The sequence below is a fragment of the Sutcliffiella sp. NPDC057660 genome (genome assembly GCF_042800035.1).
Classification (GTDB): Bacteria; Bacillota; Bacilli; order Bacillales; family Bacillaceae_I; genus Sutcliffiella_A.
On the sequence record NZ_JBHVHV010000003.1, the window covers coordinates 240,041 to 255,156 of the forward strand.

Annotated in this window: 14 protein-coding genes; 9 read left to right on the forward strand and 5 right to left on the reverse strand. The window is 42.3% G+C overall.

The annotated features are described in order from the left end of the window. The first annotated feature begins 2 nt into the window (after positions 1–2). The 6 genes from ACFVAD_RS04420 (at position 3) to ACFVAD_RS04445 (ending at position 5,999) form a co-directional block, all read left to right on the forward strand. The gene (locus ACFVAD_RS04420) at positions 3–1,595 is read left to right on the forward strand and encodes a M3 family metallopeptidase (RefSeq protein WP_386636493.1); all 1,593 of its coding nucleotides are present in this window, start codon (positions 3–5) and stop codon (positions 1,593–1,595) included. Positions 1,596–1,658: 63 nt separating this feature from the next. Further along, positions 1,659–2,126, forward strand: a complete 468-nt coding sequence (locus ACFVAD_RS04425) for a GNAT family N-acetyltransferase (RefSeq protein ID WP_386636495.1) — start codon at positions 1,659–1,661, stop codon at positions 2,124–2,126. Positions 2,127–2,322: 196 nt separating this feature from the next. Continuing rightward, complete coding sequence (locus ACFVAD_RS04430; RefSeq protein ID WP_386636497.1) at positions 2,323–3,561, forward strand: D-alanyl-D-alanine carboxypeptidase family protein; 1,239 nt, start codon at positions 2,323–2,325, stop codon at positions 3,559–3,561. Between the two features lie 173 nt (positions 3,562–3,734). Further along, positions 3,735–4,181, forward strand: a complete 447-nt coding sequence (locus tag ACFVAD_RS04435; protein WP_386636499.1) for a PNPOx family protein — start codon at positions 3,735–3,737, stop codon at positions 4,179–4,181. A 150-nt stretch (positions 4,182–4,331) separates the two neighbouring features. Next, entirely contained in the window at positions 4,332–5,204 is an 873-nt protein-coding gene (locus ACFVAD_RS04440; protein ID WP_386636501.1) for a GNAT family N-acetyltransferase, read from the forward strand. A 30-nt stretch (positions 5,205–5,234) separates the two neighbouring features. After that, entirely contained in the window at positions 5,235–5,999 is a 765-nt protein-coding gene (locus tag ACFVAD_RS04445; RefSeq protein WP_386636503.1) for a hypothetical protein, read from the forward strand. A 272-nt stretch (positions 6,000–6,271) separates the two neighbouring features. Here ACFVAD_RS04445 and ACFVAD_RS04450 read toward each other — a convergent pair whose 3' ends face one another. The 5 genes from ACFVAD_RS04450 to ACFVAD_RS04470 form a co-directional block, all read right to left on the reverse strand. Beyond that, a complete protein-coding gene (locus ACFVAD_RS04450) occupies positions 6,272–7,225 on the reverse strand; it encodes an ABC transporter ATP-binding protein (RefSeq protein WP_386636505.1) in 954 nt (317 codons plus the stop codon). 11 nt (positions 7,226–7,236) lie between these two features. After that, on the reverse strand, positions 7,237–8,235 hold the full coding sequence (locus ACFVAD_RS04455; RefSeq protein WP_386636507.1) for an ABC transporter ATP-binding protein: 999 nt from the start codon (positions 8,233–8,235) through the stop codon (positions 7,237–7,239). A gap of 14 nt (positions 8,236–8,249) precedes the next feature. Further along, on the reverse strand, positions 8,250–9,188 hold the full coding sequence (locus ACFVAD_RS04460; protein ID WP_386636509.1) for an ABC transporter permease: 939 nt from the start codon (positions 9,186–9,188) through the stop codon (positions 8,250–8,252). Further along, positions 9,185–10,117 (reverse strand): ABC transporter permease, encoded by a 933-nt coding sequence (locus ACFVAD_RS04465; RefSeq protein ID WP_386636511.1) that lies wholly within the window; start codon positions 10,115–10,117, stop codon positions 9,185–9,187. Before ACFVAD_RS04465 ends, ACFVAD_RS04460 begins: the two co-directional genes overlap by 4 nt. A gap of 78 nt (positions 10,118–10,195) precedes the next feature. Further along, entirely contained in the window at positions 10,196–11,890 is a 1,695-nt protein-coding gene (locus tag ACFVAD_RS04470; protein ID WP_386636513.1) for a peptide ABC transporter substrate-binding protein, read from the reverse strand. 271 nt (positions 11,891–12,161) lie between these two features. Here ACFVAD_RS04470 and ACFVAD_RS04475 point away from each other — a divergent pair, with 271 nt between their 5' ends. From ACFVAD_RS04475 to panF, 3 genes are read left to right on the forward strand one after another with little or no spacing between them, the layout of a single operon-like run. Further along, positions 12,162–13,328, forward strand: a complete 1,167-nt coding sequence (locus ACFVAD_RS04475; RefSeq protein ID WP_386636515.1) for an acyl-CoA dehydrogenase family protein — start codon at positions 12,162–12,164, stop codon at positions 13,326–13,328. 50 nt (positions 13,329–13,378) lie between these two features. After that, the gene (locus tag ACFVAD_RS04480; protein ID WP_386636617.1) at positions 13,379–13,651 is read left to right on the forward strand and encodes a YhdT family protein; all 273 of its coding nucleotides are present in this window, start codon (positions 13,379–13,381) and stop codon (positions 13,649–13,651) included. Beyond that, positions 13,648–15,111, forward strand: coding sequence for a sodium/pantothenate symporter (gene panF, locus ACFVAD_RS04485; RefSeq protein ID WP_386636517.1), 1,464 nt, complete (start codon positions 13,648–13,650; stop codon positions 15,109–15,111). The genes ACFVAD_RS04480 and panF overlap by 4 nt, the downstream gene beginning before the upstream one ends. Positions 15,112–15,116 lie beyond the last annotated feature (5 nt).

Consider the following 15,116-nt stretch of genomic DNA (forward strand, 5'->3'; position numbering starts at 1 on the left):
ATATGACAGTAGAGCAATTCTTAAAAGAACAGAATGAACAATTTCAGATACTATTGAAAAAATCATCCTATGCAGGCTGGATGGCACAGACAACCGGGGAAAAAAAGTGGGCAGAGGAAGCAGGAAAAGCATCAAGTGAGTTCAGTCTTTACTACTCAGATGGTGAACGTTATAAAAAAGTGAAGGAATTACTTACCAAAGAAGACCTCTGTGCAGAGCAGAAGCGCCAATTGGAGCTATTGGAAACGGAAATGAAAGAGAATCAAATGTCCAAGGAGACGATTGAAGAACTTGCTTCCATGTCTTCGGAGCTGAATTATCTTTTTAATACGTATATGCCCGAAGTGGATGGCAGGAAGCTTTCAGCAAACGACATCCGGGATATTCTGGTAAATAGCACAAATAATGAAGAACGGGAGAAAGCTTGGAAAGCCAGCAAGGAAGTTGGGGCGGAAGTATCGTCCAAGCTGCTTGAGCTTGTAAAAAAGCGAAATGAAGCAGCTCGAAACCTCGGATATGAAAACTATTATAAGATGGCATTCGCGAATCAGGAGCTGGATATGGAAGAGATTTTCTCCATTTTCACCAACCTTGTGGAGCAGTCGGATGAAACCTTCCGTGCATTAAAAAGTGAACTGGATGCCTCCCTTGCGGAGAAATTCCAGGTGGAAGTATCTGAACTGCGTCCATGGCATTATTCTGATCCATTCTTCCAGGAAGCTCCTGCCAACAAGGATGTAAACCTTGATCCTTTCTTTAAAGGCAAAAACTTGGAGACACTTACAGCCGAAACATTCAATTCGATGGATATGCCGATTGAAGGGCTATATGCGTCCTCAGACTTGAATCCGCGTGATGGGAAAAACCCAACTGCGTTCTGCATGGATATGGACCGTGAAGGGGACATCCGGGTATTATGCAATAATGTGGATAATACATATTGGATGGGAACGATGCTTCATGAATTCGGGCATGCAGCCTACAATAAATATACCAATCGTGATTTGCCGGCATTGCTTCGCAGTCCTGCACATATCCTGACTACGGAAGCCATTGCAATGCTTTTTGGTAAGATGACGGAGAACCGGGAATGGCTATCGAAGTTCCTGAAGCTGGATGAGGCTACTCTCGATAAATTAGCTCCAAGTCTAGAAAAGCATGAACAACTAAAAATGCTCATTTCCGCAAGATGGATCATCACTTTCGTATTCTTTGAAAGAGCGCTTTATGAAAATCCGGATCAGGATTTAAATGCATTATGGTGGGAAACGGTGGAAAAGATTCAGCTTGTCAATCCTCCAGAGGACTGCAGCAACCCTGATTGGGCAGCGAAGATTCACTTTACATTGGCACCGGTCTACTATCAGAATTACCTGCTGGGGGAGCTTACTTCCGCTCAGCTTCATCAATATATTTTAACCAATATTTCCGAGGAGTTCTTCACTCCGCAAGTCGGAGCCTATATCAGAGATGAATTCCTTGCGCCGGGCAGTTCCCATCATTGGAACAAGAAAATAGAAATGGTAACAGGGGAACCATTGAATCCTGCATTTTTTTTGAAGGCATATTGTGAAAAAACACCTGTAAATCGATAAGTTAATAATAGGGAAGAAAACCTGAAGCAATATCGGTTTTCTTCTTTTTTTGGAGGAATATCCATGTTAGAGATGATGGTAAGCGGAAAATCATTTATCAAAGAAGAATTGGAAATCATGAATTCACAGCCGAAGTATAATATATTATCAGATGGTAAACCCCAGCTGGATATGAAGGACATTTTGACCGAACATGAAGACGATGAGGTAGAAAAAGAGAGATACTTGTTAAAGTGGAAAGGAAAACATATCGGGATCATTGATTTTACCATGTATAATCCAAAAGACGGGTTCCCGTGGCTGGGACTATTGCTTATTCATAAGTCTTTTGAAGGGCAAGGTTTGGCAAAGGAAGCATATCAGCATTACGAAAAATTGATGACGAACCGTCGAGTTTCAGCAGTTCGGTTAGGATGCTATAAAGATAATAACAGGGGCTTGGATTTTTGGGGGAGACTGGGATTCAGGAAAATTAAAGAAGTACAATACAAAGAAAAGCCTTTATTGGTAATGGAAAAGGAATTAAAGTAAATGGGTAACCCATTACTTCAATTCCTTTTTTATGATTCCTATTAATTTTACATTACATTTTTTACAAATTTGAAAATTACTATGAAAATAGTCATGTTTTACGTTACACTATTCAATGTGGAGTTTTTTCGAGTTTTTTTGACAAACAAAATTAAAGTAGAATACTAGACTTCTATTAGAAAGGTATGTCTCTTTCATGATAAATAAATGTATTAATATTGTACTATTAGCCACCGTGCTAATACTTGGGTTTCCTATTCAACATACAAATGCGAATCAAAATATAGAACTATTTAGTGAATCGGCCATACTGATAGACACGGAAACTGGCGATGTTCTCTATGAGAAAGACAGTGACAGAATCATGTATCCAGCAAGTATCACCAAGATTGTGACGGCTATTATTGCCATTGAAGAGGGAAATCTGGAGGATATAGTAACGGTCAGTGAGAAGGCGCGTAATCAGGATGGCTCGAGAGTTTATCTCTTGGAGGGCGAGAAGGTTACACTTCATAAACTTTTACAAGGTCTTTTGATCAATTCCGGGAATGATGCAGGAACAGCCATAGCAGAGCATTTGAACGGCAGTGAAAAAGAGTTTGCCAAGCGTATGACAGAGTTTGTGGAAAATGAAATAGGTACAGAAAATACCACCTTCAAAAATCCTCATGGACTTTTTGATCCAGAACATGTCACGACAGCAGAGGATATGGGGAAGATTGCCCAATATGCCATGAAAAACGAGACATTCCGTGAAATTGTAGGGACGAAAGAGATGGAGTGGATTGGCGAGGGCTGGGAAACTACCCTCTACAATCATCATCGACTGTTATGGGATTATGAAGGTACTACCGGAGTGAAAAATGGATATGTGCCTGAATCAGGCCATACCCTAGTCACAACCGCTGAGCGTAATGGAAAGGAACTGCTTGTTGTCACATTAAAAGCAGCTTCCAAATACTATTCCTATAAGGACACGATGAACCTACTTGATTATGGATTTCTCAATTTTGAAACGGTGGAAGTTTCAAAAGGTAAGATGATCAGTGATGCTGCCGGTAGAGAATTTATGCTGGCAAGTGATATCCATGTTTCCAAACGGGCGGATGAGGTAATCAGCTATGCAGTAAATGCTGAAGATCAGCTTATAGTGAAAACAGGTGACCGGGAAAACATTAAGGAAGATGTAATTGTGGAGCAGGTGAAGAATGAAATAAGTCCATTGGCATCCACAGGAAAACAGGACAGCCCTTCAGCTTCCTCCCAGCCTGAAAACCAAAAAAGCAGCTTCTTTTCTGTGGGCATTTTTTTAGTCATCCTTTTTGTCTTTTTATGGCTACTTGGCTGGAATCAAAAGCGCCGCAGAAGAAAAAAGAATCAGGGGAGATTTTCCGAATCCGTAAGCTATGCAAGAAGAAGTAAATATTATCATTAACTCCCAAAAAGGGGTCAGGAAAAGTCATATTTTCCTGCCCTTTTCTATTTTAGGAGTATATGAGGGAACTTCCGTTTGTGAATTTCAATAATTGGGTAATGAATGTAATATTTGGATTCGTACCCATTCCATGTATATAATATGAATATGTATTTTAGAGGAGGTTTTTCAAAATGGCAAGAGTAGAAGCAACGCTTAAACAGGAACTTATCGACTTACTTCAGGGTGAAAAAATTGTATCGTTGATCACGACGGATAAGAAAACGAAGAAACCGAACCTGAGTATCGTTTCTTGGCTGGTTGCCCATCAGGATGGGAAGACCATTAAATTTGCATTGGGACATAAAGCCGAAAGCGCATTTAATATTGATGATAATCCTGATCTGTTATTGGGAGTAGTTGGAGGTGGCAGCTGCTATTCCATTAGCGGAAAAGGGACGGTTTCGGATGTAATTGATAAAACAATGAAATATCGCATTGTCACTGTGGATGTTGAGTCTGTGGAAGATGTCATCTTCTATGGTGGACAAATCACGCAGGAGCCGGATTATGTAAAAACATATGATGCAGAGCTTGCAAAGAAATTGGATGAAGAAGTATATGAAATGTTGAAGAACTAGTTGTAGAAGGGACGTTCCTTAATTGGGACGTCCCATTTTTTGTGTGGCTAAAAATTCACAAAAGCTTCTAAAAATTCCCTTATTAATGATAAAATAAAGCATAGTAAAGCTTGACTATAAGATAACAGTGGAAGGGGAGTGTTAGCCTGAATGGACATCGTTTTCACCGACCGAGTAAATAGAATTCTGGAATTGGCGACAGATAAAGTGGAGGAGCATCAAGTTCTTACTCCTTTTCATTTATTTCTTGCTATATGTGAAGAGAATAGCGGAGTATGTGAAGAATTATCCTCCTATCTAGTAAAAGGATATGGATATACTTTTTTACATGATTTTTCTAAAAGTCTTCAACCTTTTCACTCGACTCCTATAACTCTACCTTTTTGTACAGTGCCTGTCTCTCCTGAAGTAAAGAGCGTATTTTTATATGCGGCAGGCAGGATGCAGAGATACAACCAGATCCGTTTGAATGAAGGGCATTTAATGCAGGCTCTTCTTAAATTGGAACCCATCATCCACTCGCTTCTTACCGAAAAGGATAGAGCCTTTGTGGAAAAAACGGTCTGCTCATCTCGGGATTTACTGGTAGCAATGGATTACTACCAGGTGCAGGAAAGTGTTGGGGCATCTACCTTCATCAGAAGAGCAAAGAGTAAAGACCTGGCAGCTATATTGGAGTTAGTGGAGAAGCAGTTTGGTTCAGGTTGGATAGAGTCCATTCGAAACGGCTTTCAAAAAGATGAAATATCCATTTTTCTAGCTGAAGAGAAAGATAGAATTGTAGGATTTGCATGCTATGAGTCCTTTGAAAATAAAAAAGGCACCTTCGGACCAATGGGAGTTGTTAAGGGTGAGAGAAGCAAGGGACTTGGAGCACAATTACTGCGCCATTGCTTGTCTGAGCTGAAGAAAATGAATTATCGATACGCCGTGATTGAGGGAGCCGGACCCATAGAGTTTTATGAAAAAGAGTGTCGTGCAGTGTTAATTCCAATCTATGAATCTCATAGAAACAATGGATAGTTTAAAATATTTCTGAGGGGAAGAATGAATGTGGAGGCTCCAAAGAACATCCTAAGGGTATGGAGAAAATTTGATGGTGTCGGAATGGATACCATCACCAAAGCTTATTTTTATGATAAAAGGGACAAGAAGCAGCGGTCTGTCATGGAAATGAAAGAGCATTTCGATAAATTTGGAGCTGGTGGAAACTGCTTTGATTTAGCAATCTGGCTCCTTGCTGAATTGAAAGAGGCTGGTGTTGAGGCTTATCCAATTGGTCATGATTTTTTTGATGAAAAGGCTCATGTAGCCGTGGTTGCATTAGGGGAAAATGGTGAAAAGTACTATTGTGATCTGGGGGACCAATGGATACAACCCATACTTGTCGAGAAAAATAACGATAGGCTTAGCGAGGGTATGTTAGAAGGTTTCTTCCCTGGGGCTTACGTAAAAGTTGAAGCAGAAGCCGAGGAATTCACTATATCCTATATCAGAAACCATGGTAAAATTTCCAAACAGACTTTTCCTTTAACCCCATATACAAATGATGATTTACTTAGAGCAGGTGAATTGTCCCAAGCGCGGATCTGGAAAGCTTTATGTGAAAAGAGGGTTAGAAGGAAAGGGACGCAAGAAGTTACCCATTGGGAATTTTATAACTGGGAAAGCTTTGAAAGCAGTCTTTCCGGTTTGAAGATTGAAGCTGCGCTTGCTTCAAAAGAGGAATGGGCCAAGAGGATAGCCTTGAACATGGAAATGGATCTGGATTTTGTGAATGAAGCACTTTCCAAGTTTGAGTACATAGAAAAAAGGTAGACTATAATCTTATGGTTATATTAATTTAAAAAATTGTTTTTGGTATACTAGCTGTTGATTGGAGCAATAGGCGAAGACTCCTGCGGGAGATAGCGGTAGACTTGAGACCCCGCAGGCAAAGCCGAGGAGGCTCAAGCACTGCCCCGCGGAAAGCGCAGCCTAGTGCGGAAATCAACAGCGGTGTTCAACGGAGCCTGGTTTAAAAAAAAGAGCCTTAAATAAATGGCTCTTTAGTATTATCTAGAGTATTTTTGTAAATTGGCATAAAAAGACTATTCATACAAGTGGCAAGCTACAAAATGTTCCGGCTTGACCTCCTGCCATTTCGGTTTCTCCACTCTGCAAGTTTCCATGGCTTGCGGACATCTAGTATGGAACACACAGCCGGAAGGGGGATTCATCGGACTTGGGACATCTCCTGCCAGTACAATTCTCTCCCGTCTTCCATTGGGTACAGGAGTCGGTACTGCAGACAACAAAGCCTGAGTATAAGGATGCAATGGCTCTTTGCATAGCTCATCGCTATCTGCAAGCTCGACCATCTGACCCAGATACATAACAAGTATTCGATCTGATATGTAGCGTACCATGGAGAGGTCATGAGCTATGAAAAGATAGGTTAAATTAAATCTATCCTGTAATTCTTTAAGCAGATTGACGACTTGTGCCTGGATAGATACATCAAGCGCGGAAATCGGCTCGTCACATACGATGAATTTCGGTTGAAGGGCAAGTGCTCTTGCTATTCCGATACGCTGCCTTTGTCCTCCGGAAAACTCATGTGGAAACCTTTGCATGTGATCCTCGTTCAACCCTACAAGTCTCAGTAATTCTTTAATCCGATCCTTCCTTGCCTTGCCTTTCAATGTTTGATGGATATCCAGGGGTTCACCAATAATCGCTTCAATGGTCATCCTTGGATTGAGGGAGGCATAAGGATCCTGGAATATGATTTGTACCTCTTTACGCAACGCCTTCATTTCCCTCGGTGATAAAGAGAAGATATTCTTTCCTTCAAAAAGAACCTCTCCGGCAGTAGCCTCAAGTAATCGAATCGCTGTTTTCCCGATGGTCGACTTCCCACAGCCGCTTTCCCCGACAAGTCCCACTGTTTCCCCCTGGTGGATGGTGAGATCTACCCCATCCACAGCCTTGACGGTTCCACCACTGATAGAAAAGTATTTTTGTAATTTCTTAATCTCTACTAAAGCATTGCTTCCTGCCATTCTCCGACCTCCTAACAATCCTTGTACATACGTTTGGCAATAGGGTGGTGTAACCAGCATCTGGCCAGTTGTTTGTTTTCTATTTCCAAAAGTTCCGGTTTCTCTGACTGACATATTTTCATGGCATGTGGGCAGCGAGCAAAGAACGCACACCCCTTCGGAGGATCCAACAGGTCTGGAGGAGTCCCGGGTATCGGCTCCAAGGTTTGTTTTCTGTCCAAGTCTATTCTTGGTATCGTTTTTAAGAGACCTTGAGTATAAGGATGAAGGGGATTGTTGAAAATATCCTCCACTTTCCCTGTTTCCACCACTTGTCCTGCATACATGACAACGACCCGTTCACATGTTTCTGCGACTACACCAAGGTCATGAGTGATCAGAACAAGGGAAGTCCCAAGCTTTTGTTGCAGTTCCTTCAATAGTTCAAGTATTTGAGCTTGAATGGTCACATCCAAAGCGGTGGTCGGTTCGTCGGCAAGCAATAGCTTTGGCTGACAGGCAAGTGCTATGGCAATCATGGCACGTTGTCTCATTCCTCCCGAAAATTCATGAGGATACTGTCGGACCCTTCTCTCCGGTTCAGGTATACCTACCATCCTCAACAGTTCAACAGCCTGTACTTCTGCTTTTTTGGATGAGATTTTGTTATGTTTCATCAGCCCTTCAGCTATCTGCTCTCCGATTTTCATAGTAGGATTCAAGGATGTCATTGGATCCTGGAAAATCATACTCATTTCTTTTCCCCTGAATAATTGCATTTTTCTCTCAGGTAAATCTAGCAGGTTAGAGGAAGCAAAGGTTATGTTTCCTTCCTTAATATCGGTAATTCCAGGGGGCAGCAGTCGCATAATCGCTTTAGCGGTCACGCTTTTTCCACAACCGGATTCCCCGACAATGGCCAAAGCTTCCCCCTCTTTTATCGTAAAGGAAACCCCTCTTACGGCTTGAACCTCTCCTGCGTATGTGTGAAAGGATACATGTAAATTTTCCACTTCTAATAGGTTTGCCAAAAAAGATTCCTCCTTTATTTCCTTAAGCGTGGATCTAGTGCATCCCGTAGACCGTCTCCGAATACGTTAAACGCAAACATGGTTAACGAGATGAGGATGGCAGGAACTAGAAGTTGATAAAAATTTCCTATAAGGATGCTTCCCAAAGCATCACTGGCCATCGTTCCCCAGCTGGCTTTTGGTGCGGGGATTCCCAATCCCAGAAAGCTTAGTGTTGCTTCCGCAAAGATGGCAGTTGGCACCGTCAATGTCATATTGACCAGTATGGGCCCCATTGTGTTCGGTATCATATGTTTTCGCAATTTCCAGCCAGTAGATGCACCCATCGCATTTGCCGCCTGGACGAATTCATATTCCTTCAATTGGAGCATCTGCCCCCGGACCAGCCTCGCCATTGGGATCCATCCGGTTATAGTTAAAGCGATGATAATGGATAGAAGACCGCGGTCCAAAATGACCATCATCAGAATAGCCATCAATAAAAACGGGATTGCATAAAGTACTTCTGCGACCCGCATCATGATGTTGTCCATTCTGCCGCCCTTCAAGGCAGAAATGCCACCGTATAATACTCCAAAAACAAAGTCGATCAGGGCAGCCATCAGTCCGATAAGCAGGGAATAGCGGGCTCCGTACCAGGCTCTCGTAAATAGATCGCGTCCTGATGAATCGGTTCCGAACCAATGCTCACTGTTTGGGCGGAGGTTCTTCTTCGTGAAATCCTGTTCGAAGTAATGATAACCGGTCAAATAAGGACCAATAATTGCCATGACGATCATTAAAATAATCAGAACAAATCCAACCATTGCCAATTTATTGGCTTTTAACCTTATCCAGGCATCTTTCCAGTACGATATTCTGGGGCCAGCAATTTTTTCCTGTTCGGAAGAAGTGTGCCCGACCTTTTCAAACATAGCTTCAAAATCTTTTGAATATTGTCTTTCTCCCATCATCCGTTGCCTCCTGTCACCTTAATTCTTGGGTCAATCCAGGTATAAGCAACATCCACTACAAATATAAGGAATATTAATATGGCACTGTAGAAGATGGTAGATCCAAGAATGACAGGATAATCACGGTTGAAAATTCCATTTACAAACATGTCTCCCATGCCTGGAATACCAAAAATGCTTTCCACAATGAAACTGCCTGTAACAAGATTGGCTGCTATAATTCCGATTACGGTTACCACAGGAAGGATTGCATTGCGAATTGCGTGCTTTACCACAATGGTATTCCTGGATAATCCTTTTGCTGTTGCTGTGAGTATATAATCCTGTCCCATCACTTCTAGCATACTAGAACGCATCAGTCTTGCTATATAGGCCATCGGCAACATTGCAAGAGATATTGAAGGAAGAATGGTATGAGCCCAGGATTTCCATGTTGCAACAGGGAGAAGTCTCCACTCAACTGCAAAATAGTTGATGAGGATGGTGGCAAGAATAAAACTTGGAACCGATACGCCAATAATGGCAAGAATCATGGCAATATAATCCGGCCACCTGTTCCGATTGAGGGAGGCGATAATGCCTAATATCAGACCGAAAGAAATGGCGATGATAAGAGATTGTATACCTAGGTGAAAAGATACGGGAAAGCCTTTACTGATATAATCATTGACCGTCAGTGTAGAAGATTTTAAGGATGGACCAAAATCCAGGTCAATCACAACGCTTTTTAAGTAAAGTCCATATTGAACGATCTTCGGTTTGTCCAGATTATAATAACGATTTAGATTTTCCCTAACGGATTCAGGCATGGTGCCTTCTCTTGCAAATGGGTCTCCAGGAACACTATGCATCAGGATGAAGGTAAGTGTAATGATGGCCCATAAAGTCAGGATTGCCCATCCTAGTCGCTTTAACGTGTATTTCAGCATGAATCGTGACCCCCGTTAACTAGCATTTTAAAAAAAGAAGGGAGGGACCCGAAATGGCCCTCTCTCTTCCACTTGTCATTACTTTATGTCAGCATACTTGAACTGTGGATAGCTGTTGATTGGGTCATAAATGCCTGTTACGGATGGCTTTAATACATACGGTTTTGTATAGAAATAGATTGGGATGATTGGCATTTCATCCATGAGTATCTTTTCTGCCGCGTGCATTGCTTCCATGCGTTCAGCTTGATCAAGAGTAGATTTTGCTTTCGAGATAAGCTCGTCATACTCGCTGTTTTTGAAGCGTGCATCATTGTATGGTCCATCACTTACCCAAAGATCCAGGAATGTCATCGGATCTACATAATCTCCAACCCAGCCTGCACGTGAAACAGTATAGTCACCAGCTTGTTCACTGTCCAATTTGACCTGGAACTCAACATTTTCAAGCGTAGTTTCCACACCAAGGTTTTTACGCCACATTTCCTGAACTGCTTCAGCGATGGCCTTATGTCCTTCGGATGTGTTATACAGATATACAAAGGAAGGAAGCTTATCCAGACCTTCTTCTTCAAGACCTTCAGCAAGAAGCTTTTTGGCTTCGTCTACATTTTCCTCAAATAATTTACCCGTATTTTCCTGGTAGTCTCCGTTCACATCAGGAATTCCTGGAGGAACGATGGAGTATGCAGGCGTTTGACCACCTTGTGCTACATGTTCCACAATTGTCTGGCGATCGATTGCCAAGGAAAGTGCTTTTCTGATTTTTGCGTTATTGAACGGTTTTTCCGTGTTATTGATATTAAAGTAGTAGACTGCCAAATCAGGTCCGATATGGAATTCAGCGTCATCGCTTGCCATTAATTGACCCTGTACATCCTGTGGCAATGGATACACTAGATCAAGTTCATCGGCCTGATACATTTGCCAAGCTGTGTTCTCGTCATCAATAATGACAAATTGAACCTCATCAAGCTTGATCATATCTTTTTCATAATATTTATCATTCTTTTTGATTGCGATGCTTTCTTTATGCTTCCAGTCAGCCAAGTAGAATGGACCGTTCGAAACATGTGTTTCTGCTTCCAAGGCCCAATCCTTGTTGGCTTCCTGAACTTTTTTGTTTACTGGATAGTAAGTATAAAAAGAAGTTAGATCCAGGAAGTAAGGTGTCGGCTGTGCAAGCGTCACTTCTAAAGTCTTGCTGTCTACAGCTTTTACCCCTACTTCAGCTTCCAATGCCGCTAGATCTGCACCTTCTTCAGCAGAGTTGTAAGCTTCTGCGCCTTTTAAGTAATAAAGCTGATAGGAATACTGGGCTGCAGTAGCCGGATTCAATACATGCTTCCATGCGTACTCGAAATCCTCAGCAGTTACTGGGTCACCGTTGGACCAGTAAACATCATCCTTCAATGTGAACGTCCAGGTTACTCCGTCCTCTGTATTCCATTCCTTTGCCATACCGGGTTGAATATCCCCTTCTGCATTCTTCTTGGTCAATCCCTCGAATGTATGCTCAAGTATCCAGGAATCGTGCGTTCCTTGAGCCAATGCTGGATGAAGTGATCCAGGTTCTGATCCATTGTTAAGTCGAAGTACCTTTGGAGATGAATCCTCTTCATCGGTGGTACCATCTTTTTCCGAATCAGTCGGACTCTCTGCTTCGTTGTTGTTGTTATTACTGTTGCTCGTGCTTTCACTAAAGCTGCAAGCAGACAATAAAAGTGCAACAACTAATAGTAAAGCGGAAAAAAGATAAAACTTGCTCTTCACAAAATTACCCCCTTGTATTTTACAAAAATAGAAATCTATGAAGATTTCATTTTTTATTGTACTACTGCAAATAGAAAAAAAACATAGCAATCAAAAAATAATTCTCTATATTTAAAATATTTTGACACTTACTCTTCTTTTTCTACAAGAAATTCTATTCTAGTAATATCCGACTAAATGGTAGGGAATAGGTGGACAGTACTAAATTATGAAAGGATTTTATTGTCTTTGTGATAAAATAATAGAAATACTGAAAAAAGGGGAAAAGAGCATGAATCATCTTCCTACTTTTGAAACGAATCGGTTTCAGAAGGATCTTCTTGAAGCTGCCAAGAATCTTTCTGCTTCTTTTGCAACTCGTGCTGCAAACTACGATCAGCAAGCAAGGTTTCCTTTTGAGAATTTCGATGAGATAAAGAAAGCCGGCCTTCTGGATGCAACCATACCTGAAAACTATGGAGGCAAGGGGTTTGGACTGTACGACTTTATTCTTCTTCAAGAGACGATCGCACAGGGCGATGGTCCGACAGCACTTTGCCTGGGCTGGCATCTGGGGATTATGATGAATATATCAACATACCTAGTTTGGCCGGAGGATACTTTTAAAAAGATATGCACTTCCATTATTCAAGATAAAAAAATCATCAACTCCGCCCATTCAGAAGCAGGTACAGGGAGCCCGGCAAGAGGGGGACTTCCCGAAACCCGTGCAAGAAAAACGGATACTGGGGAATGGGTTCTTAATGGAAGAAAAACATTCACTTCCTTGGCGCCAATCCTTGATTATTTCATAGTCTCTGCCACGATTGCAGATACCGGTGAAGTAGGGGAGTTTCTTTTATCCAGGGAAATGGAGGGTCTCTCGATTTGCGAAACGTGGGATTCTGTAAGTATGCGTGCCACAAGAAGCGATGATTTGATCTTGGATAATGTTAAAATTGATTCGGAAGGCCTTATTTATATCAAGAAAGGCAAAACGGAGCCAAAACCTCAAGGCTGGCTGCTGCATATACCTGCCTGCTATCTTGGCATTGCAATAGCTGCCCGAAACGAAGCTGTCCAGTTTGCAGAAGCCTATCAGCCAAACAGTCTTACGCATCCGATAAGCCATGTGCCGAAAGTGCGGGAGCGGATCGGCATAATGGATATTGAGTTAACTGCTGCGAGGCATTTTTTATATAGTGTAGCCAAGAAGTGGGACGATTCACCAGCCACTCGGAATGAACTGGTGGAGGATCTTGCAGCTGCGAAATATATTGCGACCAATACTGCGTTATCTGTAGTTGATGAAGCGATGAGGGTGGTTGGTGCCCAAAGCCTGCATTCGGAACACCCTCTTCAAAGGCATTATCGTGACGTCCGAGCAGGCTTGCATAATCCTCCTGCAGACGACCTGGCTGTGGAAATGATGGCTAAAAGGGCGTTTGGTCAATCTTAATAAAAGAAGAGTGAAAGGAGGATTTCGTTTTGGGAAAAAATGGAGATGAAATGTTTAAAAAGGACTGGCGTTATCCCATTGCGCATAAAGAGGCTTGGATAGGCGTCGGGTTGGCTGTATTTCATTTTATTTGGTGGTATGGTTTCGGCTATGGCTTCGGTTCAAGGCCGGTGGAATCCTATTCCTATATCCTGGGTTTTCCGGACTGGTTTTTTTATAGTTGTATTCTCGGCTTTATCGTAATAGTTGCCATTGTGATAGTTGTAGTGAAAAATTTCTTACAAGATCTTCCTCTGGAATCGGAGAAAGGGGACGAACGATGAAAATAGGTGTGATTCTTCCGCTTATCATTTTTTTAATTATTATATTTCTTATAGGAATCGCGGCATCTAGAAGTCTCTCCCGTTCCAACTCCTTCGTACAGGACTATTTTCTTGGAGGGAGGGAGCTGGGTGGACTGCTGTTGGCCATGACAATGGTCGCAACATATGGAAGCGCATCAAGCTTCATTGGTGGACCGGGGATTGCGTATCATACGGGACTGGGCTGGGTCATGCTTGCGATGATCCAAGTGGTGACAGGATATTTTGTCCTGACTATTCTTGGGAAGAAGTTTGCCATTATGTCACGTAAAATGAAAGCAATCACCCTGATCGATTTCCTGAAGGAACGTTATCAGAACAAGTGGGTGGTCATTCTGTCCGCTGCAAGTATCATCATTTTTCTATTTTCCGCCATGACAGCACAGTGGATAGGCGGGGCAATCCTCATTGAATCGATTACAGGCCTTTCTTATACAACTGCGCTGTTCATTTTTGCGGTCTCTGTCTTAGTCTACGTCATTATCGGAGGTTTTCGTGCTGTAGCTATAACAGATGGAATACAGGGTGTGGTGATGGTGATAGGGACGGTGATCATTTTAGCCGGGACAATCGTCGCTGGAGGGGGAGTCTCGGCCATAATGGGAGAACTTACTGCCGAAAATCCAAACCTGATTACTCCTTTTGGAGCGGACGGCACACTCACTCCGCTTTATGTTTCCTCTTTTTGGATTCTGGTGGGAGTGGGGGTAGTTGGATTGCCTCAAGTGGCAGTAAGGGCAATGTCCTATAAGAATTCAAAGGCTATGCATACAGCTCTGATTATCGGAACTATTGTGGTCGGATTCATTATGCTAGGGATGCATCTGACAGGTGTTTTTGGAAGAGCGGTGCTCCCAGGTCTTACGACACCGGACACTGTGATGCCCCTCCTGGCAATGGAGGTACTTCCTCCCTGGCTGGCTGGTATCGTATTGGCTGCTCCTATGGCTGCCATCATGTCTACAGTAGACTCCCTTCTTTTGATAGTCAGCTCATCCATTGTGAAAGACATCTACTTAAACTATGTAAGTCCTGTTGCTCCGGAAAAGAAGATTCGTCAAATGAGCCTGGGAGTTACAGGAATAGTCGGTATTCTTGTATTCTTTATGGCAATCAGCCCTCCTGATTTTCTCATTACTTTAAATTTATTTGCTTTTGGAGGACTGGAGGCTGCATTCATTTGGCCTGTTGTACTTGGTCTGTATTGGAAAAAAGGAAATGCTCAGGGGGCTCTGGGCTCCATCCTCGTAGGAGTACTCTCCTACATAGTGATTGTAACCTTTATGGATGGAGTATTTGGGATGCACAGTGTGGTGCTTCCAGTCATATTTTCTCTTCTTGCCTATATCATTTTAAGTGTTTTTGGAAAATCACATAATAAAGAAATGCAAAAAAGGATAATTGAAAAGTATATGATTTAGAGGAA

Coding starts and splice junctions, on each gene's coding strand:
- ACFVAD_RS04420 (WP_386636493.1), top strand. CDS start 3: ATGACAGTAGAGCAATTCTTAAAAGAACAGAATGAACAATTTCAGATA.
- ACFVAD_RS04425 (WP_386636495.1), top strand. CDS start 1,659: ATGTTAGAGATGATGGTAAGCGGAAAATCATTTATCAAAGAAGAATTG.
- ACFVAD_RS04430 (WP_386636497.1), top strand. CDS start 2,323: ATGATAAATAAATGTATTAATATTGTACTATTAGCCACCGTGCTAATA.
- ACFVAD_RS04435 (WP_386636499.1), top strand. CDS start 3,735: ATGGCAAGAGTAGAAGCAACGCTTAAACAGGAACTTATCGACTTACTT.
- ACFVAD_RS04440 (WP_386636501.1), top strand. CDS start 4,332: ATGGACATCGTTTTCACCGACCGAGTAAATAGAATTCTGGAATTGGCG.
- ACFVAD_RS04450 (WP_386636505.1), bottom strand. CDS start 7,225: ATGGCAGGAAGCAATGCTTTAGTAGAGATTAAGAAATTACAAAAATAC.
- ACFVAD_RS04460 (WP_386636509.1), bottom strand. CDS start 9,188: ATGATGGGAGAAAGACAATATTCAAAAGATTTTGAAGCTATGTTTGAA.
- ACFVAD_RS04465 (WP_386636511.1), bottom strand. CDS start 10,117: ATGCTGAAATACACGTTAAAGCGACTAGGATGGGCAATCCTGACTTTA.
- ACFVAD_RS04475 (WP_386636515.1), top strand. CDS start 12,162: ATGAATCATCTTCCTACTTTTGAAACGAATCGGTTTCAGAAGGATCTT.
- ACFVAD_RS04480 (WP_386636617.1), top strand. CDS start 13,379: ATGTTTAAAAAGGACTGGCGTTATCCCATTGCGCATAAAGAGGCTTGG.
- panF (WP_386636517.1), top strand. CDS start 13,648: ATGAAAATAGGTGTGATTCTTCCGCTTATCATTTTTTTAATTATTATA.